This is a genomic window from Streptomyces radicis (genome assembly GCF_003626575.1).
GTDB classification, from domain to species: Bacteria; Actinomycetota; Actinomycetes; order Streptomycetales; family Streptomycetaceae; genus Streptomyces; species Streptomyces radicis.
In genome coordinates this window covers 1-24,263 of the sequence record NZ_RBDY01000040.1, presented here as the reverse complement: position 1 = coordinate 24,263, position 24,263 = coordinate 1, and the positions used below count along the sequence as shown (strand labels likewise).

20 protein-coding genes, 2 rRNA genes and 1 pseudogene are annotated in these 24,263 nt (G+C 74.0%); 8 read left to right on the top strand and 15 right to left on the bottom strand.

All coding sequences use genetic code 11. From position 1 onward, the window contains the following. The first annotated feature begins 48 nt into the window (after positions 1-48). Complete coding sequence (locus D7318_RS29615; RefSeq protein ID WP_120700324.1) at positions 49-1,854, top strand: glycoside hydrolase family 15 protein; 1,806 nt, start codon at positions 49-51, stop codon at positions 1,852-1,854. Positions 1,855-1,916: 62 nt separating this feature from the next. Here D7318_RS29615 and D7318_RS29610 read toward each other — a convergent pair whose 3' ends face one another. Both D7318_RS29610 and D7318_RS29605 read right to left on the bottom strand, forming a co-directional pair. Further along, complete coding sequence (locus tag D7318_RS29610; RefSeq protein ID WP_120700355.1) at positions 1,917-3,104, bottom strand: beta-1,3-glucanase family protein; 1,188 nt, start codon at positions 3,102-3,104, stop codon at positions 1,917-1,919. 5 nt (positions 3,105-3,109) lie between these two features. Then, on the bottom strand, positions 3,110-4,063 hold the full coding sequence (locus D7318_RS29605; RefSeq protein WP_230424226.1) for a glycoside hydrolase family 16 protein: 954 nt from the start codon (positions 4,061-4,063) through the stop codon (positions 3,110-3,112). Between the two features lie 143 nt (positions 4,064-4,206). Here D7318_RS29605 and D7318_RS29600 point away from each other — a divergent pair, with 143 nt between their 5' ends. Continuing rightward, positions 4,207-5,232 carry a LacI family DNA-binding transcriptional regulator gene (locus tag D7318_RS29600; RefSeq protein ID WP_120700322.1) on the top strand — a complete coding sequence of 342 codons (1,026 nt, stop codon included), beginning with the start codon at positions 4,207-4,209 and terminating at the stop codon, positions 5,230-5,232. An 875-nt stretch (positions 5,233-6,107) separates the two neighbouring features. Here the strand turns inward: D7318_RS29600 and D7318_RS29595 are convergent. The 8 genes from D7318_RS29595 to D7318_RS29560 form a co-directional block, all read right to left on the bottom strand. Then, complete coding sequence (locus tag D7318_RS29595; protein ID WP_230424225.1) at positions 6,108-7,223, bottom strand: glycosyltransferase family 4 protein; 1,116 nt, start codon at positions 7,221-7,223, stop codon at positions 6,108-6,110. A gap of 146 nt (positions 7,224-7,369) precedes the next feature. Further along, entirely contained in the window at positions 7,370-9,163 is a 1,794-nt protein-coding gene (gene recN, locus D7318_RS29590) for a DNA repair protein RecN (RefSeq protein ID WP_120700320.1), read from the bottom strand. 85 nt (positions 9,164-9,248) lie between these two features. Then, entirely contained in the window at positions 9,249-10,202 is a 954-nt protein-coding gene (locus D7318_RS29585; protein WP_120700319.1) for an NAD kinase, read from the bottom strand. After that, positions 10,199-11,023: a TlyA family RNA methyltransferase gene (locus D7318_RS29580; RefSeq protein WP_120700318.1), complete on the bottom strand. Its 825-nt coding sequence runs from the start codon at positions 11,021-11,023 to the stop codon at positions 10,199-10,201. Before D7318_RS29580 ends, D7318_RS29585 begins: the two co-directional genes overlap by 4 nt. Positions 11,024-11,030: 7 nt before the next feature. Next, positions 11,031-11,405 carry a hypothetical protein gene (locus D7318_RS33545; protein ID WP_220729871.1) on the bottom strand — a complete coding sequence of 125 codons (375 nt, stop codon included), beginning with the start codon at positions 11,403-11,405 and terminating at the stop codon, positions 11,031-11,033. A 10-nt stretch (positions 11,406-11,415) separates the two neighbouring features. Next, a complete protein-coding gene (locus D7318_RS29570; RefSeq protein ID WP_120700317.1) occupies positions 11,416-12,315 on the bottom strand; it encodes an ABC transporter ATP-binding protein in 900 nt (299 codons plus the stop codon). Beyond that, on the bottom strand, positions 12,312-13,391 hold the full coding sequence (locus tag D7318_RS29565) for a FecCD family ABC transporter permease (protein WP_183091663.1): 1,080 nt from the start codon (positions 13,389-13,391) through the stop codon (positions 12,312-12,314). Before D7318_RS29565 ends, D7318_RS29570 begins: the two co-directional genes overlap by 4 nt. Further along, the gene (locus D7318_RS29560) at positions 13,388-14,443 is read right to left on the bottom strand and encodes a FecCD family ABC transporter permease (RefSeq protein ID WP_120700316.1); all 1,056 of its coding nucleotides are present in this window, start codon (positions 14,441-14,443) and stop codon (positions 13,388-13,390) included. The genes D7318_RS29565 and D7318_RS29560 overlap by 4 nt, the downstream gene beginning before the upstream one ends. A 90-nt stretch (positions 14,444-14,533) precedes the next feature. Here D7318_RS29560 and D7318_RS29555 point away from each other — a divergent pair, with 90 nt between their 5' ends. From D7318_RS29555 to D7318_RS29545, 3 genes are all read left to right on the top strand, one after another. Further along, entirely contained in the window at positions 14,534-15,589 is a 1,056-nt protein-coding gene (locus D7318_RS29555) for an ABC transporter substrate-binding protein (RefSeq protein WP_120700315.1), read from the top strand. Further along, the gene (locus D7318_RS29550; RefSeq protein ID WP_120700314.1) at positions 15,589-16,632 is read left to right on the top strand and encodes an ABC transporter substrate-binding protein; all 1,044 of its coding nucleotides are present in this window, start codon (positions 15,589-15,591) and stop codon (positions 16,630-16,632) included. The genes D7318_RS29555 and D7318_RS29550 overlap by 1 nt, the downstream gene beginning before the upstream one ends. A gap of 122 nt (positions 16,633-16,754) precedes the next feature. Next, positions 16,755-17,579: a siderophore-interacting protein gene (locus tag D7318_RS29545; protein WP_120700313.1), complete on the top strand. Its 825-nt coding sequence runs from the start codon at positions 16,755-16,757 to the stop codon at positions 17,577-17,579. A gap of 46 nt (positions 17,580-17,625) precedes the next feature. On the opposite strand, the gene D7318_RS29540 is transcribed toward D7318_RS29545, so the two are convergent. Beyond that, positions 17,626-18,645: an HAD hydrolase-like protein gene (locus tag D7318_RS29540; protein WP_120700312.1), complete on the bottom strand. Its 1,020-nt coding sequence runs from the start codon at positions 18,643-18,645 to the stop codon at positions 17,626-17,628. A gap of 57 nt (positions 18,646-18,702) precedes the next feature. Here D7318_RS29540 and D7318_RS29535 point away from each other — a divergent pair, with 57 nt between their 5' ends. From D7318_RS29535 to D7318_RS29530, 3 genes and pseudogenes are all read left to right on the top strand, one after another. After that, entirely contained in the window at positions 18,703-19,965 is a 1,263-nt protein-coding gene (locus D7318_RS29535; protein ID WP_120700311.1) for a DUF1015 family protein, read from the top strand. Positions 19,966-20,022: 57 nt separating this feature from the next. After that, positions 20,023-20,508: pseudogene (locus tag D7318_RS34360) on the top strand (GNAT family N-acetyltransferase); the annotation flags it as partial. Positions 20,509-20,544: 36 nt separating this feature from the next. Beyond that, the gene (locus D7318_RS29530; RefSeq protein WP_230424228.1) at positions 20,545-22,368 is read left to right on the top strand and encodes an IucA/IucC family protein; all 1,824 of its coding nucleotides are present in this window, start codon (positions 20,545-20,547) and stop codon (positions 22,366-22,368) included. A 9-nt stretch (positions 22,369-22,377) separates the two neighbouring features. Here the strand turns inward: D7318_RS29530 and D7318_RS29525 are convergent, their stop codons facing one another. From D7318_RS29525 to D7318_RS29515, 4 genes are all read right to left on the bottom strand, one after another. Continuing rightward, positions 22,378-23,088 (bottom strand): hypothetical protein, encoded by a 711-nt coding sequence (locus D7318_RS29525; protein WP_220729873.1) that lies wholly within the window; start codon positions 23,086-23,088, stop codon positions 22,378-22,380. Continuing rightward, complete coding sequence (locus tag D7318_RS33135; protein ID WP_183091666.1) at positions 23,025-23,798, bottom strand: hypothetical protein; 774 nt, start codon at positions 23,796-23,798, stop codon at positions 23,025-23,027. The genes D7318_RS29525 and D7318_RS33135 overlap by 64 nt, the downstream gene beginning before the upstream one ends. 161 nt (positions 23,799-23,959) lie before the next feature. Further along, positions 23,960-24,076, bottom strand: a 5S ribosomal RNA gene (gene rrf / locus D7318_RS29520). An 84-nt stretch (positions 24,077-24,160) separates the two neighbouring features. Continuing rightward, a 23S ribosomal RNA gene (locus tag D7318_RS29515) occupies positions 24,161-24,263 on the bottom strand; the annotation flags it as partial.

Below are 24,263 nucleotides of genomic sequence, written 5' to 3'. Positions count from 1 at the left end.
AAAGGAGCACGTCCCGCGGGGGGCGAAGCACGTTTACGGGAGTGGCAAGTGGCCGGGCGCATCGAGGATTACGCACTCGTCGGGGACATGCAGACCGCCGCGCTCGTCGGGCGGGACGGCTCGGTCGACTGGCTCTGCCTGCCCCGCTTCGATTCGCACGCCGTGTTCGCCTCGCTGCTCGGCACCGAGGAGCACGGCTTCTGGCGGCTCGGCCCGGCCCACGGCAAGGACGCGCCCCCGCCGCCCGCGAGCCGCAGGCGGTACCAGGGCGACTCGCTGGTCCTCGAGTCCGAGTGGGACACCTCGCGCGGCACGGTCCGGGTGATCGACTTCATGCCGCCGCGCGGCTCGGACGCGCCGCAGCTGGTGCGGATCGTGGAGGGCGTCAGCGGCCGGGTGCCGATGCGTTCGGCGCTGCGGATGCGCTTCTCCTACGGCTGGGTCGTGCCGTGGGTGCGCAAGGTCGATGACCGCACGGTGGCCGTCGCCGGACCCGACTCGGTCTGGCTCGACACCTCCGTCGACACCTATGGCAAGGACCTGACCACCTACGCCGACTTCACCGTCGCGCCCGGTGACCGGGTCGCGTTCACCATCAGCTGGCAGCCGTCCCACAAGGAGCCGCCGCCCGTGCCCGTGCCCGAGGCGGAGCTGCGCGCGACCGAGGGCTTCTGGCGCGACTGGGTCGCCCAGTGCACCTACCACGGCCCGTACCGCGAGGCGGTGGTCCGTTCGCTGATCACGCTCAAGGCGCTGACGTACGCGCCGACCGGCGGGATCGTCGCGGCGCCGACCACGTCGCTGCCCGAGGAGATCGGCGGCTCGCGGAACTGGGACTACCGCTTCACCTGGCTGCGCGACGCGGCCATCACGCTCTCCTCGCTGCTGCGCACCGGCTACCGCGACGAGGCGAAGGCGTGGCGCGAGTGGCTGCTGCGCGCGGTGGCGGGCGATCCGCAGAACCTCCAGATCATGTACGGCATCGCGGGCGAGCGCGAGCTCGCGGAGGCGGAGCTGAGCTGGCTGCCCGGCTACGAGAACTCCCAGCCGGTCCGGGTCGGCAACGGCGCCGCGGGCCAGCTCCAGCTCGACGTCTACGGCGAGGTGACCGAGGCGCTGCACCTGGCGCACATGACGGGCCTGGCGCGCAACGACCACGCCAACCTCCTCCAGCTCAAGCTGATCCGCTACCTGGAGGAGCACTGGGACGAGCCCGACGAGGGCATCTGGGAGGTGCGCGGGCCCCGGCGGCACTTCGTGCACTCCAAGGTGATGGCCTGGGTCGCCGTCGACCGCACGGTCAAGCTGATCGAGAGCGGCGAGGTCGACGGGCCGCTGGAGCGCTGGCGCGAGCTGCGCGACGAGATCCACCGGTCGGTGTGCGAGCACGGCTATGACAAGGAGCGCAACACCTTCACCCAGTCCTACGGCTCACGCGAGCTGGACGCCTCGCTGCTGCTCATCCCGCAGATGGGCTTCCTGCCGCCCGACGACAAGCGCGTGATCGGCACGATCGAGGCGATCCAGCGGGAGCTGTCGACGCTCGACGGCTTCATCCTGCGCTACCCGACCGCGGGCGACCAGGCGGGCGTGGACGGCCTGGAGGGCGACGAAGGCGCGTTCCTGGCCTGCTCGTTCTGGCTGGCCGACGACCTGGCGATGATCGGGCGGGTGGACGAGGCGCGCAAGCTGTTCGAGAAGCTGCTCGCGCTCCGCAACGACCTGGGGCTGCTCGCCGAGGAGTGGGACCCGCGCCGCATGCGCCAGGTGGGCAACTTCCCCCAGGCGTTCAGCCATGTGCCGCTGATCGACACGGCGCTGCGCCTGACCGCTTCGGGGGCGTACGGCGGCTGACCCGGGGCTCGGGACAGCCGCCGCACGCCGGTCCGTTGAACTGGGCAGTTCAACGGGTGGTGTCAGAACGGCGTGAGCGTCAGCGTGATCGCCGACGGGGCCCCGTCCTCGATGTACGAGGCGAAGCCCGCCACGTCGTCGAACGCGAACCCGTACGCCCGGCCGTCGACGCTCTCCTCGTGCAGGATCCGCGCGTAGTGGTGCGCGGGCTCCTCCTGGTAGAACGTCGCCGGGTCGGTGGTGGGCTGGTCGGGGTGGCTGAGCGCCGTGGTGCGGTTGAGCGCCGCGGCCAGGACGGCGGCGACGGGGCCGAGCATCCCGTCGTTGGGCGCCGCGAGCGTGCCGTCGCAGAACAGCACGTCGCGCGTGGGCGGCCGGTCGAACGACACCGTGCCTGGACCGGTGAACGAGAGCTGTTCACCGCTGACCCGGCCCGTGAACGCGCCCGCGTTGGTGGTCACGACCATGTCGTTCGAGGCCAAGTGGCTCCAGACCCGGTCGACATACGGCGCGAAGTAGTCGTCGGGGAACAGGCCCGCGTCAAGGCCGTGCCCGGGGGCGATGATCCGCGTCTCGTCGACCACGAGCGGCGCGAACGTGTCGTTCCCGGCGAGCCCCGAGAAGATCCGGCCCCTGGCGCCGTCGCGCAGCAGGCCCGCGGTCTGGTCGCCGTTGCCGGTGAGGTGGATCGACATCGGCACGCTGAACATGTCCACCATGGTGGTGTTGCAGAACATGCCCGAGGCGTTGTAGGTGAACTCGGCGCAGTCGTGCAGGACCGGGTAGTTGGGGTCGGACGACACCCAGCCCGCGGGGTAGGCGAGGGCGGGGTTGCCGTTGCCGTCCTGGAGGGCGCGGAAGCTGAGCTTGCCGCCGAGCGCGGCGTAGATCCGGCCCGACATGTGCGGCAGCGTGAGGGTGGTGTCGCCGCTCGCCGACAGGGGGATGGCGTAGTCGGTGTAGCCGTCGGGGCCGTTGTCGTCGATCGAGACCGGCAGCAGCTCGCCCTCGGGGGTGACCCTGACCTGGCGCTGGCCGTCGTTGCCGACGATGTAGAGGTTGATCGACGCGTTGTCGAACTGGCCGGTGCTGTTGACGACGGTCAGCGGCAGGCCCTGGGCCGCGGTGGGGGCGGCCTTCTGGGCGACGGCCGACCGGCCGGTGAGCAGCGGGATGGCCGCGGCGGCTCCCGCGGTCGCGGCGGCGCCGCGCAGCAGCGTCCTGCGGTTGAACGTCCTACGGTTGAACATGGTGATCACTCAGCTCCCTGCTCGACGGAGACGGACACGTAGTCGACGGTGAGCGAACCGCCCGGCACGGTGGCCGGGGTGGGGGTGGTCTGCCCTGCGACGCCGTTGGGGAAGGCGCCGCCCATCGCGAGGTTGAGCAGGATGAAATGGCCGTGGTCGGTGGCGTTCGCCCAGGTCGCCGCGTCCATGTCGGCCGAGCTGACCGTGTGGAACAGCTGGCCGTCCAGGTACCAGCGCAGATACTCCGTCTCGCCGGTGCGGTCCAACTCCAGGGCGTACTCGTGGAACTGGCTGTCGCACGTGTCGCACGGGGTGCTCGCGCCGCGGCCGTTGGTCTCGTCGCACGGGCCGCCGGGGCTGACGCCGCAGTGGAGGACGCCCCAGACCTGCTCGACGCCGTTGACGTTCTCCATGATGTCGAACTCGCCGATGCCGGGCCAGTTCCAGTAGTTGCCGCGGTAGTCGGCGCCCAGGGTCCAGAACGCGGGCCAGTAGCCGAGCCCGGCCTCGCCGTCGAGGTCCGGCAGCCGGAGCGACGCCTCGATGCGCAGCTTGCCGCCGTCGGGGGCGGCGAAGTCGCTGCGCTGGGTCTCGATGCGCGACGAGGTCCAGGTGTCGCCCTCGCGCAGCGCGGTGATCGTGAGGTGGCCCTCGCCGTCGAGCGACACGTTGGCCGGGTCGTCGGTGTAGGTCTGGATCTCGCCGGTGCCCCAGTTGGGCGGGCCACCCGGGTAGCCGGTCCCGGTGTCGATGATCCAGTCCTCGCTCGACGGCAGGGTCCCCGCGGCGCCGTCGAAGTCCGCGCGCCAGACCTCCGCCATGGTGCCGGGTCCCTCGTCGGCGGTCGTGTCGTCGGCGGTCGTGTCGGCGGCTCCCGCGGTGGGGAGCGAGACGGCCATCAGGGCGGCCATGCTCGCCACGCCCGAGGCGATGGCGATGGCCCACTTACTTTTTTTCATGCTCATGACACTGCACTCTTCCGGTGTGGGGGAATGAGCACCTCCCCGCGTGGGGAGGGTGAGAGCGCTCTCATGTCGTGCCCCTGCACACTGCCGCCGGTTGCCGGTAGCGTCAAGAGCCCGCGAACGAAGAGGACGGAAAAGTGCACGGACCCCACCCCACTCTCGAGGCTGTCGCCGCCCACGCGGGCGTGTCCCGCGCCACGGTGTCCCGTGTCGTCAACGGCACGCCAGGCGTGCGGCCCGAGCTGCGGGAAAGGGTCAAGCTCTCGGTGGCCGCGCTGGGTTACGTGCCCAACAGCGCGGCCCGCAGCCTCGTCACCCGCCGCACCGGGGCCGTCGCCGTGGTCATCGCCGAGCCGGAGACACGGGTCTTCGCCGACCCGTTCTTCGCGCAGCAGCTGCGCGGCATCGGCCGCGAACTGGCCGGACACGACGCGCAGTTGCTGCTGATGCTGCTTGAGCAACGCGCCGACTACGACCGCATCGGCCGGTACTTGAGCGGCGGTCACGTGGACGGGACGCTGATGTTCTCGCTGCACATCGACGACCCGCTGCCCGCGATCGCGGCGGCCTCGGGGCTGCCGACGGTCTTCGGCGGCAGACCCGGCTGGGCGGGCGCCGAGGACGACTCGGACCTGCTGTATGTCGACACGGACAATCGCGACGGCGCGCGCCAGGCCGTTCACCACCTCGTGGAGCGCGGGCGCGAGCGGATCGCGGTGATCAGCGGGCCGCTGGACCAGACGTCGGCGGTGGACCGCCTTGACGGCTATCTGGACGCGCTGGGCCTGACCGAGCCCGACCCGGTGCTGCTCGCGCGGGGCGACTTCACGGTGGAGGGCGGGGCGCGCGCGATGGAGGCCCTGCTCGACGGCCCGTCGCCCGCGCCCGACGCGGTGTTCGCGGGGAACGACCTGATGGCCACGGGCGTGCTGCGCACGCTGCGCGCGCGGGGGTTGCGGGTGCCCGATGACGTGGCGGTGGTCGGCTACGACGACCTGGAGCCCGCCGCGTGGTCGGACCCCGCGCTGACGACGGTGCGCCAGGATGTCGCGGGCATGGGCGAGATGATGGCCCGCCTGCTGCTGCGGCGCCTCGACCGGCCTGAGGAGCGGCTGGAGTCGGTGATCACTCCTGCGGAGCTTGTGGTGCGGGGCTCGACGTGAGCCTCGCCTGCGGCGGCGGCGCTGCGCGGCTGAGCCGCGGCGCCTCAACGCTGCGCGGCTGACCCGCGGCGCTGCGCGCCGGGTTGTTGGGTGCGGGTCGTCGCACCACGGCGCGGCGTGGTCGCCTGCGGCGGGCAGCGGCGCTGCGCGCCGGGTTCGTGGGCCGGAGAACGTGGTTGGGTGCAGGTCGTCGAACCGCGGCGCGGCGGCGCTGCGCGGCTGAACCGCGGCGCTGCGCGCCGGGTTCTTGGGCGGAGCTGTGCTGCCGAGTGCGGGTCGCCGCACCACGGCGCTGCGCGCCGGGTTCTTCGCCCACCCACCCGCCCTTTTCCCGCCGGTGAGGGCTGAGGGTATGTGGTCGCCTGCGGCGGGCATTCGCGCTGCGCGCGGCCGACCGTGGCAACGGCGCGAGCCGCCGAACCGCAGCGCGTTGGCGCTGCGCGGCTGAGCCGCGGCGCTGCGCGCCGCGTTGTTGGGCGGAGCTGTGTTGCCGGGTGCGGGCCAACGAACCACGGCGCTAGCCACGGAGTCGCCTGCGGCGGGCAGGGTGGTCCCGTCACGGTGCCCGCGCCCGAACAACGCGGCGCGTCAGTACGGCGGTTCGACACCCCGCACCGCCCTGGCGTCAGCGACCCGGCGCGCAGCGCCGCAGGCTCACCCCCGCACCCGACCGGCAGACCCGGGACGCCCGCCCGCGCGCACAACACCGGTGCGTACGCACCCCCGCCCCCACCGGCGGAAAAGGGGCGGGTGGGCGGGGAAAAGAACCCGGCGCGCAGCGCCGTGTTCGACGACCCGCACCCGACAACGCTGCCCCGCCCAAGAACCCGGCGCGCAGCGCCGCGGCTCAGCCGCGCAGCGTCAACCGCGCAGCGTCAACCGCGCAGCGCCAACTCGTCGTAGACCGCCAGGACCTGGGCCACCGTCGTGTCCTCCGTCGGCCAGCTGCCCGCCCTGCCGCGGCCCGCGTCGGACAGGCGTGCGCGGCGCGGGGCGTCGGCGAGGAGGCCGCTGACCGCCGTGCCAAGGGCCCCGGGGTCGCCGTAGGGCACGAGCACCGCCGCGTCGCCCACCACCTCGGGCACGCCGCCGACCGCCGTGGCCACCAGCGGGACGCCGCGGCGCAGCGCCTCCTCGGCGAGCGGCGCCCGGCCCGCCCAGCGGGCCACGAGCAGCGCCACGTCCGCGTCCCGCAGCAGCGTCGCCGCGTCCGTGCCGCGGCCGAGCAGCCTGACCGGCAGCGCCTCGCGGTCGATCCGCCGCTGGAGCGCGGCGCGTTCGGGCCCGTCCCCCGCGACCGCGAGCACCGGCTGGGGCGTCAGGCGCCGCCAGGCGCGGGCCGCGGTCAGCAGCACGTCGAGGCTGCCCGAGCGGACCAGCCTGGCCTCGGTGACGAGCAACGGCCGGTCGACGGCGCCGAGCTCGGCCCGGATCTTGTCCGGCTCGGCCTCCTCCCGCCGCCGGGCCGCGGGCAGCGCGACCGGCGCGAGGCGGGCGTCGCGCGCGCCATGGGCGCGCGCCCGGTCCACCAGGTCGGACGTCGTGCCGAGCACCACGGTCGCGGACCGGGCGACGCAGTGCTCGGTCAGGGCGCGCAGCCGCGAGCGCAGCCCAGGCGCGGTGGAACGCGTGTGCCACGTCACCACGAGCGGCACGGCGCGGCGGCGCAGGGTCAACGCGGCGAGCAGCCCGGCGCGCATGCCGTGCGCGTGGACCAGGTCGGCGTCCGCACACATCGCGCCGATGACCCCGACCGCCGGGGGCGTCGTCTTGACGGGCACGGGAACGAAGCGCGCGCCGGCGGCCGTGAATCCGTACCGGCGCTCGGCGCTCGGGGCGGCGCCCACGGTGACCCGCACGCCCCTGGCGACCAACCCCGCGGACAGCGAGCGCACATGCGCCCCCGTGCCCGCGCTGCCGCCGCCGAGCAGCTGCACGACATGCAGCGGCGCGGCGCTGTGCGAGGGTGCGGACGTGCTGCGGGGCGCCATTCTCTCCGGTCTCTCCTGGCTGGGGTGGCGGATCATCCATGCGCCAGCGTACGTCGCGCTCGGCGATCCCCCGTTCGCTGGGAGTGGAACGGCGTCCAGAATGCCAGGGTGCTCCGTCCAGCGGTAGCGTCCACCACCCGCTCGGCCTAGGAACGCTCCCGTGCCGCGCGCCCCAATGTGGCTGCGGTGGCGAGCAGTTCCTCGGCGTGGGCGCGCGCCAGGTCGGAGTCCTCCTGCCCGGCGAGCATGCGCGACAGCTCCCGCACCCGGCCCTCGCCGTGCACGGAGCGGACGCCGCTCGATGTCACCGATCCATCGCTCGTCTTCTCCACCACCAGGTGCCGGTCGGCGAACGCCGCGACCTGCGGGAGGTGGGTGACAACCACCACCTGTGCGGAGTCGGCGAGCTTGGCGAGGCGCCTGCCGACCTCGACGGCCGCCTTGCCGCCGACGCCCGCGTCGACCTCGTCGAACAGATAGGTCGGAACGGGCGCCGCGTCCGCGAAGACCACCTCGACGGCCAGCATGACGCGGGACAGCTCGCCGCCTGACGCGCCCTTGGCGATGGGCCGGGCCGGGGCGCCCGGGTGCGGGGCGAGCAGCAGCTCCACCTCGTCGGCGCCGTGCGGCCCGTAGGTGACCCTCCTGCCGTCGAGGTCGATGGCGTCCTCGTCGTCGGCGGCGGCTGCGTTCTGCCGCACCTCGACCTGGACCCTGGCGTGCACCATGGCGAGTTGGGTGAGCTCGTCGGTGACGGCGTCGGCGAACCGCTTGGCCGCCTCGCGCCGCGCCTCGCCCAGCGTGGCGGCGAGCTCGGTGAGGCGGGCGCGCAACGCGTCGCGCTCCTCGGTGAGAACGCCGATCCGGTCGTCGTCCCCGTCCAGCTCGGCAAGGCGGGCCGCGCCGCGTTCGGCCCAGGCGAGCAGGGCGGTGGAGCCGTCGGTGTCGTCGTCGCGCTCGCCGTACTTGCGGATGAGGTGGGTCAGGGTGGCGCGGCGCTCCTCGACGGCGGCGAGCCGCAGCGGGTCGGCGTCGAGCCCCGAGGAGTACCCGGCGAGGTCCCCTGCCACGTCGGTCAGCAGGATGCCGACCTCGCCCAGGCGGTCGGCGAGGTCGGCGAGCGCCGGGTCGTGGCCTCGCACGCCCTGGAGCACGCGGTGCGCGGCGCCGACCAGGGTGACGGCGTCGATGCCCTCGGGGTCGGCGGGGTCGCCCGCGAGCGCGCCGTGCGCGGTGGCCGCGGCGGCGGCGAGCGCCTCGGCGTGGCCCAGGCGGCTCGCCTCGGCGGCCAGCTCGGCCTCCTCGCCGGGGCGTGGCTCGACGGCGGCGACCTCGTCGAGGCCGAAGCGCAGCAGGTCGGCCTCCTGCGCGCGCTCGCGGGCGCGCGTGGTGAGCTCGGCCAGCTGGGCGGCGACCGCGCGCAGCCGCGCGTAGGTCTCCTGGTAGGCGGCCAGCGGGCCCGCGACGGCCTCGCCCGCGTAACGGTCGAGCGCGCCGCGTTGCCTGGCCGGGCGCAGCAGCCCCTGCTGGTCGGTCTGGCCGTGCACGGCGACCAGGTCCTCGCCCAGCTCGCCGAGCAGCCCCGCGGGCACCGTGCGCCCGCCGACGTGGGCGCGCGAACGGCCCTCGGCGGAGATGGTGCGGCTGACGAGCAGCGCCCCGTCGTCCAGCTCGGCCCCGGCCTCGGCCGCGCGCAGGGCGGCCGCGGAGTCGGGTGCCACGGTGATGCGGCCCTCGACGACGGCGGCGGAGGCCCCGGCGCGCACGTATCCGGCGTCCGCGCGGCCGCCGAGCAGCAGCCCGAGGCTGGTGACGACCATGGTCTTGCCCGCGCCCGTCTCACCCGTCACCGCGGTGAAGCCGGACGACAACTCGACGATGGCGTCGTCGATCACGCCCAGGTCCTTGATCCGCATCTCCTCCAACACGGATACGACCATACGAGGTTATCCGGGCGGCTGGCGACGACGGTCACCGTGCGGGAGCCGTGAAACGTTCCGCCGAGGGGCCGCGCGGGCGCCCTCCTCAGTGGGCCGCGCCGCGCCAACCGGCCACCGGCAGCGCGAACTTGGCGACAAGACGGTCGGTGAACGGCGCGTGGTGCAGCCGCGCGAGGCGCACCGGTACGGTGCCCCTGCGCACCTCGACCCTGGCGCCGGGCGGCAGCGCGGCGGTGCGCCGCCCGTCGCACCACAGGACGCCAGGCTGCGCGTGGTGCCTGATCTCGACGGCGAGCACCGAGTCGGGCGCGGTGACCAGGGGCTTGGCGAACAGGGCGTGCGCGCTGATCGGCACCATCAGCAACGCCTCGACATCGGGCCAGACGATGGGCCCACCGGCGGAGAACGCGTACGCGGTGGAGCCGGTCGGGGTCGCGCAGACGACGCCGTCGCCGCCGAACCCCGAGACGGGACGGCCGTCCACCTCGATGACCACTTCGAGCAGACGTTCCCTGGCGGCCTTCTCGACGGACGCCTCGTTGAGTGCCCAGTCGGTGTGGACGACGCGGCCGTCGTCGCGGACGACGATGTCGAGGGTCATGCGCTCCTCGACCTCGTAGGCGCGGCCGACGACGCGGTCCACGACCTTCTCCAGGTCGTCGCGTTCGGCCTCGGCGAGGAAGCCGATGCGGCCGAGGTTGACGCCGAGCATGGGCACGCCGGAGGCGCGGGAGAACTCGGCGCCGCGCAGCAGGGTGCCGTCGCCGCCGAGGACCACGAGCAGCTCGCAGCCGTCCATGGGGCCGCCATCGGGGGCGTCCTTCTCGACGCGTTCGACCTCGGGGGGCAGCGGGAGGTCGTCGGCCTCCTTGGCGAGCACGCGGACGCCGAGGCCGTGGGCGAGCAGGCCCTGCACGACGAGCTCGGCGCTGCGGATGGCGGCGGGGCGGCCGGTGTGCGCGAGGAGGAAGACGGTGCGCGGCTCCTCGCCCGGAGTGGGCCCCGTGCTTGTGGTCGTCCCCGTGCTTGTGGTCGTCACTGTGGCCCCTCCGTCACGGCGCGTTCGACATCGGCCGGGTCGACCGCGGGTGCCCCGGCGCGCAACCACAGGAAGTATTCAACATTCCCCGACGGTCCGGGGAGTGGGCTCGCGGTCACCCCCGCGACGCCGAGCCCGTGCCCTGCCGCGGCGGTGGCGACGCCGGTGACGGCCTCGGCGCGCAGCGCGGGGCTGCGGACGACGCCGCCGCTGCCGAGGCGTTCGCGGCCGACCTCGAACTGCGGCTTGACCATGAGGACGAGGTCGGCGTCGTCGGCCGCGCAGCGGACGAGGGCGGGGATGACCAGGCCGAGGGGGATGAACGACAGGTCGCCGACGACCAGGTCGACCGTGCGCCCTTCGAGGGTCTCGGGGGTGAGCTCGCGGACGTTGGTGCGGTCCTTGACGGTGACGCGTTCGTCGGCGCGCAGCGACCAGGCGAGCTGGCCGTAGCCGACGTCGACGGCGATGACGGAGGCGGCCCCCGCGCGCAGCAGCACGTCGGTGAAGCCGCCCGCCGAGGCCCCGGCGTCGAGCGCGTGGCGCCCCGCGACGCGCAGCCCGAGGGGCGTGAACGCGGCCAGCGCGCCGGCGAGCTTGTGGCCGCCGCGCGAGACGTAGTCGGGCCCTTCGCCGTCCTCGGTGACCACGAGGGCGGCGCTCGTGGCGACCTGGGTGGCGGGCTTGGCGGCGGTGGCGCCGTTGACGGTCACCCGGCCCGCCTCGATGAGGGCCCTGGCGTGGTCGCGGGAGCGGGCCATCCTGCGGCGGACGAGCTCGGCGTCGAGGCGGGCAAGGCGCCGCTGTGTCGCTGCTGCCACGGGCGGCTCAACTCCCGTTCGCCGGGCCGGGGACGGGCACGGACCCGGCGCCCGGGGCGGGGCCAGGGGCTGGGCCTGGGGCGGGCCTGTCGAGGGCGTCAAGGGTGTCGCGCAGGCCGCGGTGCACGTCCTCGTAGACCTCGGGGTGGCCCTCGACCGGGAGCCGGTCGGCGTCGGCGAGGCGCCGCAGCCGGTGGTCGACGCCGGGGTGGCCCGTGGGGCTCGTGCCGATGCCGAGGGGGCGCGGGGCTTCCTCGTGCGCGCCGCCCCCGGCGCCAGGCTCCTCGGCCGCGGCGGGGCGTCGGGGCGCGGCGTCCTCGCCGTGCGGACCGTGCGGATCGTGAGGACCGTGCGGGTCGTGGCCGTCGTGGGGCTCGTGCATGGCCCCGACGCTACCCGGTGGCCACCCCGGCCGTGCGCCGCGCCGCAGGAACGACGAGGGGGGTGCCGGTCTCGGGGTCGTCGATGACGCGGCAGGGCAGCCCGAAGACCTCCTCGACGAGCTCGGCGGTGACCACGTCGTCGGGCGCCCCCTCGGCCACCACGCACCCGTCGCGCAGGGCGATGAGGTGGGTGGCGTAGCGGGCGGCGTGGTTGAGGTCGTGGAGAACGGCGACGAGCGTGCGGCCCTGCTCCTCGTGGAGGTGGGCGCACAGGTCGAGGACCTCGATCTGGTGGGCGATGTCGAGGAACGTCGTGGGCTCGTCGAGCAGCAGCAGCGGCGTCTGCTGGGCCAGGGCCATGGCGATCCAGACGCGTTGCCGCTGGCCGCCCGAGAGTTCGTCGACATAGCGATCCGCCAGCTCGGTGACGCCGGTGGCGGCCAGCGACTCGGCGACGACGCGCTCGTCCTCGCGTGACCACTGCCGCAGCAGGCCCTGGTGGGGGTAGCGGCCGCGGGCGACGAGGTCGGCGACGGTGATGCCGTCGGGGGCGATGGGCGACTGCGGGAGCAGGCCGAGGGTGCGGGCGAGCGTGCGGGCGGGGATGGCGGCGATGGCCTGCCCGTCGAGCAGCACGGATCCCGCGGCGGGCCTGAGCATGCGCGAGAGGGCGCGCAGCAGCGTGGACTTGCCGCAGGCGTTGGGCCCGACGATGACCGTGAAGGACCGGTCGGGGATGGCGACCGAGAGGTTCTCGGCGATGACCCGCTGGTCGTAGGCGAGGGTGACATCGTCGGTCAGCAGCCGGGCGCCGCCCGCGCCATCGAAGTCGTGCACCGCGTCTCCTCCGTGCTGGGTGGTGTGCGTCGCGCGCGGCGTTCTCCCGCGCGTCGTCCTGGCGTGGGTCATATCCGTCCCGCCTTGCGCTCGACGAAGAGCAGCCACAGCAGGTAGCAGCCGCCCAGGACGCCGGTGACGGCGCCGACGGGCAACTGGCGGTCGCCGAACGCCCACTGGGCCAGGAAGTCGGAGACCACCATGAGCAGGGCGCCCATCCCCGCGGCGGGCAGCAGGTTGGGCCCGGCGGCGCGGGTGAGGCGGCGGGCCAGCTGCGGCGCGGTGAGCGCGACGAACGCGATGGGCCCGGCCGCGGCGGTCGCCGAGGCCGTCAACAGGGTCGCGCAGAGCACCAGGACGAGCCGGGTGCGCTCCACCCTGACGCCCAGGGCGCCCGCCGCCTCGTCGCCCATCTCCAGCATCCGCAGCGGCCTGGCGTGCGCGACGGTCAGCGGGAGCAGCGCGGCGCACGCGACGAGCAGCGGCCAGAACTCGTCCCAGCCGCGGCCGTTGAGCGAGCCGGTGAGCCACAGCACGGCGCGGGCGGCGTCCACGATGTCGGCGCGGGTGAGCAGGTAGCCGTTGACCGCGCTGAGCACGGCCGCGGCGCCGATGCCGACCAGGACGAGGCGGTAGCCGTGGATGCCGCCGCGCCACGCGAGCAGGTAGACGCCGACGCCGGTGAGCAGGCCGCCGACCACCGCGCCCCCCGCCACGGCGAAGCTGCTGCCCTGGAAGAGGACGATGACGGTGAGCGCGCCCGCCGCCGAGCCCTGGCCGAAGCCGATGATGTCGGGGCTGCCCAGCGGGTTGCGCGAGATGGCCTGGAAGACGGCCCCCGCGAGGCCGAGCGCGACGCCGACGAGCAGGGCGACGAGCACGCGGGGCAGCCGCAGGTCGCGCACGATGAACTCCTGGGCGACGCTGCCGTTCCCGGCCAGGGTGGAAAGCACCTCGGCGGGCGTCATGGGGAAGTCCCCCGTGCCGACGAGGACGACGCCCGTGGCGAGCGCCAGCAGGACCAGCGCGAGGACGACGGCGGCCGCGCGCAGGTCGGCGCGCACGGACAGGCCACCGCGCGTGCGCAGCACGAGGTCGCGGGCGCGGGTGGTGCGGGCCTTCCCCGCGAGAGGGCGTGGGGTCGTCACAGCTGGGCCATCTTCCGCCGGCGGACGAGGTAGATGAAGACGGGGCCGCCGATGAGGCTGGTGACGATGCCGACCTGGAGCTCGGAGGGCCGGGTGACCAGCCTGCCGATCACGTCGGCGCCCAGCAGCAGCACCGGGGAGAGCACGGTCGCGTACGGGAGGATCCACCGCGCGTCGGGCCCGGTGATGGCCCTGACGATGTGCGGCACCATCAGCCCGACGAAGACGATGGGCCCGCAGGCCGCGGTGGCCGCGCCGCAGAGCAGGGTGACCGCGAGCATGGCGAGCACCCTGGTGTGGTTGACGCGGGTGCCGAGCGCCCGCGCGGTGTCCTCGCCGAGCGCGATGGCGTTGAGCGGCCTGGCCAGGGCGAGGGCGAGCAGCACGCCGGTGGCGATGAACGGCAGCACCTGCCGGATGACCTCGGGGTTCGCCGAGGCGAGTGAGCCGACCGACCAGAACCGCATCCGGTCGAGCGCCGCGGTGTCCAGGAGCTGGACGGCGTTGATGTAGCCGAAGAGCGCGGCGGAGACCGCGGTCCCGGCGAGGGCGAGCCGCACGGGCGTGGCCGAACGCGTGCCGCCCAGCGCGTACACCAGCACCGAGACCAGGGCCGCGCCGAGGAACGCGTACCAGACGTAGCCGCTCAGCGAGCTGACGTGGAAGAAGCTGATGGCGGAGACCACGGCGGCGGACGCCCCGGCGTTGACCCCGAGGAGCCCGGGGTCGGCCAGGGGGTTGCGCGTGAGCGCCTGCATCACGGCCCCGGCGAGCCCCAACGCGCCCCCGCACAGCAGCCCGAGGACCGTCCGCGGCAGCCGCACGTCGCGGACCACCACGTCGTTGTCCGTGCCGGAGTACTGGAAGAGGCCCTGCCACACGTCGCCCAGCGGGACGGACTTGGCGCCCAGCGCGATGCTGGCCGCGGTGACGCACGCCAGCAGGCCCACGGCGGCGAGCAGGCCGAGGGCCCGCCGGGTGGTGCGCCGGGGCGCGGGCGCGGCCTCGGGCGCCGGCGCGTACGACGCGGCGCCGGGCTTGAGCGGGGTCACACGAAGCTCCCCGCGCTGGTGAACTGGAGCGGCATAGGGTTAGGTTAGCCTAACCTCGCTTACGGCCATCGAGAGACCAAGGCGACCGTGATGACTCGTTCCCATACCCGCTTCCTGTCCCGCCGCACCCTGCTGACCACCGGGGGAGCGCTCGGCGCCGGCACGCTGCTCGCCGCCTGCGGTGGCTCGGACGACTCCGACGAGCCCTCGGGCGAGGGTGGTTCGGCCCCGGCGGGAGGCGCGTTCAGCTTCACCGACGACCGCGGCGAGACGATCGAGCTCGACAGCGTGCCCGAGCGGCTCGTGGCGTTCGTCGGCGTCGCCGCCGCCCTGCACGACTACGGCGTGGAGACCGAAGCCGTCTTCGGCCCGACGACGCTGCCCGACGGCGGGCCCGACAGCCAGGCGGGCAGCCTCGACGTGGAGGGGCTGACCGTTCTCGGCAACGCGTGGGGGGAGTTCAACGTCGAGGAGTACGCCGGGCTCGAGCCGCAGCTGCTCGTCAGCACGAGCTACGACGGCAGCACGCTGTGGTACGTGCCGGAGGAGAGCGCCGAGGAGATCCTCGCCTTCGCCCCGAGCGCCGCCCTGCTCAACTCCCCCACCCAGGACCGCCCCGACCTGACGCTGCCCGACGTCATCGCCCGGCACACCGAGCTGGCCGAGGCGCTGGGCGCCGACCTCGGGTCCGCCCAGGTCACCGAGGCCACCACGCGCTTCGAGGCCGCCACGGAGGACCTGCGCCGCGCCGCCGCCGACAACCCCGGGATACGGGTGCTCGCGTGCTCCGCCGCGGCCGACCTCTTCTATGTCTCCACCCCGTCCTCCTACCCCGACCTCCAGTGGTTCCAGCAGCTCGGCGTCGAGCTCGTCGAGCCCGACGCGGTCGACGAGGGCGGCTTCTTCGAGCCGCTCAGCTGGGAGAACGCCGACAAGTACGCCGCCGATGTGCTGCTGCTCGACGCCCGCACGGTCGCGCTCCAGCCCGACGCGCTCACCGACAAGCCCACCTTCACCCGCCTGCCCGCCGTCACCGCCGAGCAGATCACCGGCTGGAACAGCGAGCCGATCTTCTCCCACGCCGCGTGCGCCCCGCTGATCGAGACGCTCGCCGAGGCGATCCGCACCGCGCGGCAGGTCTCCTGATGCGCGCCGCCGCCCTGACCCGCCGCCGCCTGGTGGCCGCGGGGGGCGCGCTCGGCGCCGCCACCACGCTGGCCGCCTGCGGCGGCGAGGGCGGCGGCGACACCGGCGACGGATCGGGCAACGGCCGTGGCGGGGACGGCGGTTCGGGCGCCTGGACGTTCACCGACGACCGCGACGAGACCGTCACCCTGGACGCCAGGCCCGAGACGCTCGTCGCCTACGTCGGCTCCGCCTCGGCCCTCGCCGACTACGGCATCACGTGCGCCGGGGTCTTCGGCCCCACCCTCCTGGCCGACGGCGAGCCCGACGTCCAGGCCGCCAACCTGGACGTCGACGCCCTGACCGTCGTCGGCAACGCGTGGGGCGAGTTCAACATCGAGACCTACGCCCGCCTCGAGCCCGACCTGCTGATCAGCGACATCCGCCAGCATCCCGACCTGTGGTACGTCCCCGAGGACAGCGCCGACGACATCCTCGGCCTGGCGCCCGGCGTCGGGATCCTCGGCGCCGACACCACGCTGCGCACCATGCTCGAGCGCTATGCCGAGCTGGCCGCCGCCCTGGGCGCCGACCTCAGGTCCGCCCCGGTCACCGAGGCCAGGGAGCGCTTCGACGCCGCCGCCGAGTCCCTGCGCCGCGCCGCGTCGGACAACCCCGGCATCCGGGTGCTGGCGCTGAGCGCGACCGAGGACAAGGTGTGGTTCGCCGTCCCGGCCGACCTCCCCGACCTGGCGTACTTCGCCGAGCTGGGCGTGGCGTTCGTCACCCCGGAAAGCCCCGACCCCGGGGGCGTCTGGCAGTCCGTCAGCTGGGAGAACGCCGACCTCCTCCCCGCCGATCTGATCCTGGTCGACAGCCGCACCGGGAACCTCCAACCCGACCAGCTCGCCGACACCAAGCCCACATGGAACGGCCTCCCCGCCGTCCGCGCCGGGCAGGTCGTCAGCTGGGCCCCCGAACCGGCGAGCAGCTACGCCCACTGCGCCCCGATCGTCGAAGGCCTCGCCCGGGCCGTCCGCGACGCCGCCCCCACCGGCGCCTGACCCCGCACCTCGGAAGCACCCCAGAAGCACGTGAGAAGCACCTCAGAAGCACATCGACAGCATCGAAGACCGACCGCCGAGCCGCAGCCGACGGCCGAGCCGGAGTGACCGAGAGGACGACCATGACCACCGCCCCCTTCGCATTCTTCGACCTGCGCGTGCTGCGCGCCGCCCCTATCAGCCCGGGCTTCATCCGGGTGACCCTGGGCGGCGAACGGCTCTCCCACTTCGCGTGCGGCGGCCGGGACCAGCGCGTCAAGCTGTTCCTGCCGCACCCGGGCCAGCGCGAGGTGCTGGTCCCGCGCGACGAGGGCCTGAACTGGTGGCCCGCCTGGCAGCGGCTCGACCCCGGCGAGCGCGCCACGATGCGCACCTACACCGTGCGCGAGCAGCGCCGCGAGCCGGACGAGCTGGACATCGACTTCGCCCTGCACGGCGACACGGGCGTGGCCTGCCGCTGGGCGCGCCGCGCGGTCCCCGGCGACCCGGTGACCGTCCTCGGGCCCGTGGAGGAGGACAACGGCGGCGTCGACTTCCGCCCGCCCGCCGACGCGGACTGGGTGCTGATCACCGGCGACGCGACCGCGCTGCCCGCCGTCGCTGGCATCCTGGCCTGGCTCCCGCCCGGCACCAGGACCCGCGTGTGGCTCGAGGTCGACCACGCCGAGGACGTCCAGGAGCTGCCCACCAAGGCCGACGCCGAGATCACCTGGCTGCTCCCGGGGCACCGCACCACGGCCCCCGACGCGATCCGCGCGGCCGACCTCCCGGCGGGCTCGCCCTACGCGTGGCTCGGCGGCGAGGCCGCCACGGTCCGCGCCCTGCGCCGCCACCTGGTCAACGACCGCGGCTTCGACCGCAAGCGCGTCACGTTCACCGGCTACTGGCGCCGCGGCGTCTCCGAGGAGGACCTGATCAACGAGGCCATCGCCGCCGAGGCCGCCTGACCCGACCCCACGGCCCGCCGGGGGCGGCGGGCGCGAACGGGCGCGGTCACCAGCCCAGCCGCGCCAGCGCCCGTTCCGCCCCCGCCGGGATCCCCGCGTCCGCCGCCGCCCACGCCGCGGCGCACAGCGCCCGCAGCCCGTCGAGCGGCTCCCCGCGCCCCTCGATCACGAGGCCGCCCCCCGACACCGAAGCGCGCCAGCCCCCGCACCCGAAGACGCCGTCCCCCTCACGCGAAGGGCCGGGATGCCCCACGAGCAACCCCCGCAGATCCTCCGCCACATACGTCGGCCGGTGCTCGGCCCGCGCCGCGACGAGCGCCGCCGCGTCGGTCACCCCGCTCAGCACGAGCAACGAGTCCACGCTGCCCACGTGGGCGCCCTCGATGTCCGTGTCGAGCCGGTCCCCGATCACCAGGGGCCGCCGCGCCCCGGTCCGCAGGATGCTCTCCCGGTGCATGGGCGGCCTTGGCTTCCCCGCCACCTCGGGCTCCCTGGTGTGCCGCGTGGCGATCCGCACGACCTCGACGGCGGCGCCGTTGCCCGGCGTGATGCCGCGCCCGCCGGGGATCGTGGCGTCGAGGTTCGCGGCGAACCACGGCACGCCCCGGTTCACCGCGAGCGCCGCCTCGCTCAGCATCCCCCAGGACAGGTCGGGGCCGCCGTAGCCCTGCACCACGGCCGCCGGACCCTCGTCCGCGGACGCGACGGGGCGCAGGCCGCGCTCCCGCAGCGCCACCCGCAGCCCCTCGCCGCCCGCGCACAGCACCGCGGAGCCCGGCGGCACCGACTCGGCGACGAGCCGCGCGACGGCCTGCGCGGAGGTGACGACCTCGTCGGGCGCCGCGGGAACGCCGAGCGCCGTCAGATGGTCGGCGACCGTCTCAGGAGTGCGGGCCGCGTTGTTGGTCACATAGGCGAGGCGCATCCCGGCGTCCCGCGCCGTCCGCAGCGACGCGACCGCGTGCGGCAGCGCCTCCCCGCCCGCGTAGACGACCCCGTCGAGGTCGAGCAGCGCCGTGTCGTACACCTCGTGCAGCGCCCGTGCGCTTCCTGTCAGTTCAGCCATGTCCGCACGATCATCCCTCATCGCCACGGGCGCCGTCGCGGCGCATACGATGCGGGGATGCATGCCGCCGGGCTGGATCTCGCGCCGTTCCGCGCGCTCCGCTACGCGCCCGAGCGCGTCGGCAGCCTGGCGGCCGTCACCTCTCCCCCGTACGACGTGGTGGTGCGCCCCGACGGGCAGCACGCGCTCGAGACCGCCGACCCCTTCAACATCGTCCGCCTCATCCTCCCCCGGGCCACCGACCAGGGCACCGCGCACCGCGGCGCGGCCGAGACGCTGCGCCGCTGGCGCGCCGACGGCGTGCTCACCGAGGAGCCACGCCCCGCCCTGTACGTCTACGAGCAACGCGCCGGGGCGACGCTCCAGCGCGGCGTGCTCGGCGCCCTGCGGCTGACCAGGCCCGGCGAGGGCGTCGTCCTGCCGCACGAGGACGTGCTGCCCGAGGTCGTCGCCGAGCGCGCCGACCTGATGCGCGCCACCGCGGCCAACCTCGAGCCCCTGCTGCTCTCCTACCGCGGCGGCCCCTCGGGCCTCACCGCTTCCCTGACCGAACGGGCCGCCGCGCGCCCGCCGTTGCTCGCCACCACGACGGCCGACGGCGTCCACCACCGCGTCTGGTCCCTCACAGACCCCGCCGAGCTCGCCGCCGTCAGGGACGACCTGGCCGGGCACCGGGCGCTGATCGCGGACGGGCACCACCGCTGGGCGACCTGTCTGCGGCTCGCCGCCGAGCACGGCGGGCGGCCGCCGTGGGACCGCGGCCTGGTCCTGCTGGTGGACACCGACCGCCATCCGCTGCGCGTGGGGGCCATCCACCGGGTGCTGCCGGGCGTCGCGCCCGCCACCGCGCTGGCCGCGCTCGGCGCGATCTGCCGCGTCACGCCGCTGCCGGGCGCGCTGCCCGATGCCCTGGCCGCCCTGGAACGCGCCGAGGGCAACGCGTTCCTCCTCGCGGGCGCCGACGCGTTCCACCTCCTGGACCGCCCCGACCCGGCCCTGCTGACGCGCGCGGTGCGCGGCGACCGCCCGGCCGCCTGGCGCGCCCTGGACGCCACCGTGCTGCACGAGGCGCTGCTGCCCGCCCTTGGCCCGAACGCGCCCGCGCCCGCCGCCGTCCGCCACCTCCACGACGCCGCCACCGCCGTCGCCCTGGCCGAGCGCGGCGGCGGCACCGCGATCCTGCTGCGCGCCGTGCCCGAGGCCACGGTCAGGGCCCTGGCCGAACAGGGCGTCACCATGCCGCAGAAGTCGACATCGTTCGGCCCGAAACCGGCCACGGGCCTGCTCCTTCGCGACCTCACCCTTGGCGATCGAATTTAGGTTAGGCTAACCTAACTCCCCGTCCCGCCCCGCCGTGACTTGGAGCGACCGCGCCCTATGAGCACCACTGTCTTCTCCCGACGGGACGACCGGCTCGGGGAGTTCACCCTCCGCCCGGTCGACCCCACCGCCGACGCCGAGCTGCTGCACGGCTGGCTCACCCACGAGAAGTCGGCCTTCTGGCTGATGGCCGAGGCCACCATCGACGATGTCGCGGCCGAGTTCCGCGCCCTCGACGCGGGCGACTCGCATGAGGCGCTGCTCGGCCTGCACGAGGGGCGGCCCGCGTTCCTCGTCGAACGCTACGACCCCGCCGCCGAGCCGGTCGGCGCCGCGTACGACGTCCAGCCCGGCGACATCGGCATGCACGTCCTCGTCGCCCCCACCGCATCGCCCGTCCACGGCTTCACGCGCGCCGTGCTCACCACGGTCATGGAGCTGCTGTTCGCCGACCCCGCGACCCAGCGCGTGGTGGTCGAGCCCGACATCCGCAACACCCGCGTCCACGCCCTCAACGCGGCCGTCGGCTTCCGCGTCGAACGCACCGTCACGCTCCCCGGCAAGGACGCCCTCCTCAGCATGTGCACCCGCGAGCAGTACGCCGCGACGAAGGCGCCCACCGCGCCCCACGAGGCCGTCGCCCACCTCACCCCCGACCGCTGGGAACGCGCCAACCGGCTGCTGATCCGCAAGGCCCTCGCCGAGTTCTCCCACGAGCGCCTGCTCACCCCCGAGCGCTCGTCCGAAGGCCGCTGGTCGGTGCCAAGCGACGACGGCGACGTCGTCTACCGCTTCTCCGCCGACGTGCTGGCCCTCGACCACTGGGCGGTGGACGCCGAGAGCGTGGTCCGCGAGCACGCCAGGACGGGCACCCGACTCCCGCTCGACGCCCTGGACTTCGTCGTCGAGCTGCGCGCGTCCCTCGGCCTCGGCGACGACATCCTGCCCGTCTACCTCGAGGAGATCAGCTCCACGCTCGCGGGCACCGCCTACAAGCTCGCGGCCCCCCACCGCACGGCGGCCGAGCTGGCCCGCGCGGACTTCCAGGCGATCGAGGCGGGCATGACCGAGGGCCACCCATGCTTCGTCGCGAACAACGGCCGCCTCGGCTTCGACGCCGCCGAGTACCACGCCTACGCACCCGAGACGGGCAGCCCGGTGCGGCTCGTCTGGCTGGCCGCCCGCCGCGACCTGACCACGTTCACCTCGGGCGCGGGCCTCGACTACGCCACCCTGATCGCGGGCGAGCTGGCCCCCGAGACCCTGGCCCGCTTCGCCGACCGCCTGAGGGACCTGGGCCTCGACCCCGACGCCTACCACCTGTTCCCCGTCCACCCGTGGCAGTGGTACAGCAAGCTGGCCGTGACGTTCGCCGCCGAGGTCGCCCGCCGCCACCTGGTCCCGCTCGGCCGAAGCGACGACCACTACCGCGCCCAGCAGTCGATCAGGACGTTCTTCAACGCCGCCGCCCCGCACAAGCACTATGTGAAAACGGCGCTCTCGGTCCTCAACATGGGCTTTGTCCGCGGCCTCTCCGCCGCCTACATGAAGCCGACCCCGGCCATCAACGACTGGCTCGCCGATCTCGTCCACGGCGACGAGCTGCTGGCCTCGCACGGCTTCAGGATCCTGCGCGAGCGCGCCGCCATCGGCTACCACCACAAGCAGTACGAGGCCGTCGCCGCCAAGGGCTCGCCCTACCTCAAGATGCTGGCCGCCCTGTGGCGCGAGAGCCCGGTGCCCCTCCTCGCCCCGGGCGAACGCCTCGCCACGATGGCGTCGCTGCTGCACGTCGACCGCGACGGGGGATCGGTGGCCGCCGCCCTGATCGCCGAGTCGGGCCTGCCGCCCGCGACCTGGCTGCGCCAGTACCTGGACGCCTATCTGACCCCGCTGCTGCACTGCCTGTACGCGCACGACGTGGCGTTCATGCCGCATGGCGAGAACGTCATCATGGTGCTGCGGAACGGCGTTCCCCGGCGCGTCTTCATGAAGGACATCGCCGAGGAGATCGCCGTCATGAACCCGGAGACCCCGCTGCCGCCCGAGGTCGAGCGGATCCGCATCGACATCTCGGACGACCTGTGGACGCTGACCCTGTTCACGGACGTGTTCGACTGCTTCTTCCGCTTCCTCAACGCGATCCTCGCGTCGGACGGCCTGCTGACCGAGGACGCCTTCTGGTCGACGGTGGCGGCGTGCGTCACCGACTACCAGAAGGCCACCCCGCACCTGGCCGAGCGGCACAAGCGGTTCGACCTGTTCCAGCCGCGCTTCGACCGGTCCTGCCTGAACCGCCTTCAGCTGCGCAACAACCAGCAGATGGTGGACCTGCTCGGCGACCCCGACGCCAACCTCGCGGTGGTCGGCACCCTGGACAACCCGCTGGCCGCGTTCGCCTGACCCTCCTGATCAGCCGTCGGCGCCCTCGTCGTCCAGGTCGGGGTCAAGGGCGTCGGTGAACGCGACGCCGTCGAGCTCGGCGAGGCGGTCGGCCGCGTCGGTCGTCCCGCCGCTGTCGGCCTCGACGGCCTTGGCGAACCACTCGCGCGCCTCGCCGTCCCGCCCGACGGCGAGCAGCGCGTCGGCGTAGGCGTAGCGCAGCCGCGCGGTCCACGGGTGCACGGCGGTCGAGGCCAGCTCGGGACTCTGGAGGGTGACCACGGCCGCGTCGGGCTGGCCCAGATCCCGCCTGGCGCCCGCGGCGACGAGCCGCATCTCCACCTGCCCTGCCCTGTCGAGCCGCCGCACCTCGGGCTCCCCCGCCATGGCCAGCGCACGCTCGGGGCGCCCGATCCCGCGCTCGCAGTCGGCCATGATGGGCCAGAGGTGGTCCGACCCGGACATGCGCCGCGCCGCCCTGAACTCCGTCAGGGCCTCCGCGTACTTCTCGACGGCGTAGGCGGCGAAGCCCGCGGCCTCGCGAACGGCCCCCACGCGCGAGGCGAGCCGCAGCGCGACACGCGAGTACGCGTAGGCCCGCTCGGGGTCCTCGTCCAGGAGCTTGGCGACCATGACGAGGTTGCGCGCCACGTCGATGGCCAGCGTCTTGGGCAGGCTCAGCAGCTCCTGCCGCACGGGGCGGTCGATCTCCTCGCCCGTGACCTCGTCGGGGATGGGCAGCCGCCGCGCCGACTCGCGGTCCCGGCCGCCCCGCGCACCCTGATCGGGAACGCGCCCACGCCCGTCCCTGCGATACCCGGCCCGCGGCCCGCCACGATCGTCACGCCGCCCCCGGAAGTCCCGCCCCCGAGGCCCGTCCCGCCGATCATCACGCCGGTCGTCCCTACGGTCATCACGCCGGAACTCCCGCCGCTCCCCCGCCCGTTCCTCACGCCGGAACGGCGGCCTGCCACCCGAGCGCTCATCACGCCGATCGTCCCGCCGGAACGACGGCCTGCCACCCGACCTCTCATCACGCCGCTCATCACGCCGAAACGACGGCCTGCCACCCGACCGTTCATCACGGCGATCGTCACGCCGATCGTCCCGCCGAAACGACGGCCTGCCACCCGACCTCTCATCACGCCGATCGTCACGCCGCTCATCACGACGATCGTCACGGCGGAACGGCGGCCTCCCGCCGGACCGTTCATCGCGACGGTCGTCCCTGCGGACGTCACGACGCTCGCCACGGTCATCGCGCCCACCGCCATACGGCCGACGATCTCGGTTCCGGTCGCGGTCGCGGCTGTCACGATCGTCACGCCGGTCATCACGACGCCATTCCCCGCGACGATCGTCGCGCTTCTCGTCGCGCTTCTCATCGCGCTTCTCATCACGCCGGTATCCGGCCGGGCGGCCCGTGCCGTCCCGACGTCCGCGGAATTCACGGCGCGGCTCCTGTCGCGGCCTCTGGGGCCGTCCGTCCTCCGCATTCGACATCGACGCGGTCCTGCCTTTCCCACACAATTCACAAACACAGCCGGAAAACAAAAAAGAACCTCTGGTTCCTCAGCATGTACGCTGAGGAACCAGAGGTCCCATAAAAATTGTCCGGCGGTGTCCTACTCTCCCACACGGTCCCCCATGCAGTACCATCGGCGCAGGGAGGCTTAGCTTCCGGGTTCGGAAAGTAACCGGGCGTTTCCCTCCCGCCATGACCACCGGAACACTTTGGAAGTGCTCCAAGCGAACAAGCACACTCTTCACTTGGAATAGGTCGATCAAAAATTCACAGTGGACGCGAGCATCTGCGGACAAGCCCTCGGCCTATTAGTACCGGTCAACTCCACCCGTCACCAGGCTTCCATCTCCGGCCTATCAACCCCGTCGTCTACAGGGAGCCTTACCCCATC

Excerpts from the sequence above, each read along its gene's own strand:
- D7318_RS33545 (WP_220729871.1), bottom strand. The coding sequence starts at position 11,405 with ATGCACGAGCCCCACGACGGCCACGACCCGCACGGTCCTCACGATCCG.
- D7318_RS29555 (WP_120700315.1), top strand. The coding sequence starts at position 14,534 with ATGACTCGTTCCCATACCCGCTTCCTGTCCCGCCGCACCCTGCTGACC.
- D7318_RS29605 (WP_230424226.1), bottom strand. The coding sequence starts at position 4,063 with ATGAAAAAAAGTAAGTGGGCCATCGCCATCGCCTCGGGCGTGGCGAGC.
- D7318_RS29570 (WP_120700317.1), bottom strand. The coding sequence starts at position 12,315 with ATGACCCACGCCAGGACGACGCGCGGGAGAACGCCGCGCGCGACGCAC.
- D7318_RS29545 (WP_120700313.1), top strand. The coding sequence starts at position 16,755 with ATGACCACCGCCCCCTTCGCATTCTTCGACCTGCGCGTGCTGCGCGCC.
- D7318_RS29530 (WP_230424228.1), top strand. The coding sequence starts at position 20,545 with ATGTGCACCCGCGAGCAGTACGCCGCGACGAAGGCGCCCACCGCGCCC.
- D7318_RS29540 (WP_120700312.1), bottom strand. The coding sequence starts at position 18,645 with ATGGCTGAACTGACAGGAAGCGCACGGGCGCTGCACGAGGTGTACGAC.
- recN (WP_120700320.1), bottom strand. The coding sequence starts at position 9,163 with ATGGTCGTATCCGTGTTGGAGGAGATGCGGATCAAGGACCTGGGCGTG.
- D7318_RS29535 (WP_120700311.1), top strand. The coding sequence starts at position 18,703 with ATGCATGCCGCCGGGCTGGATCTCGCGCCGTTCCGCGCGCTCCGCTAC.
- D7318_RS29610 (WP_120700355.1), bottom strand. The coding sequence starts at position 3,104 with ATGTTCAACCGTAGGACGTTCAACCGCAGGACGCTGCTGCGCGGCGCC.
- D7318_RS29595 (WP_230424225.1), bottom strand. The coding sequence starts at position 7,223 with ATGGCGCCCCGCAGCACGTCCGCACCCTCGCACAGCGCCGCGCCGCTG.
- D7318_RS29550 (WP_120700314.1), top strand. The coding sequence starts at position 15,589 with ATGCGCGCCGCCGCCCTGACCCGCCGCCGCCTGGTGGCCGCGGGGGGC.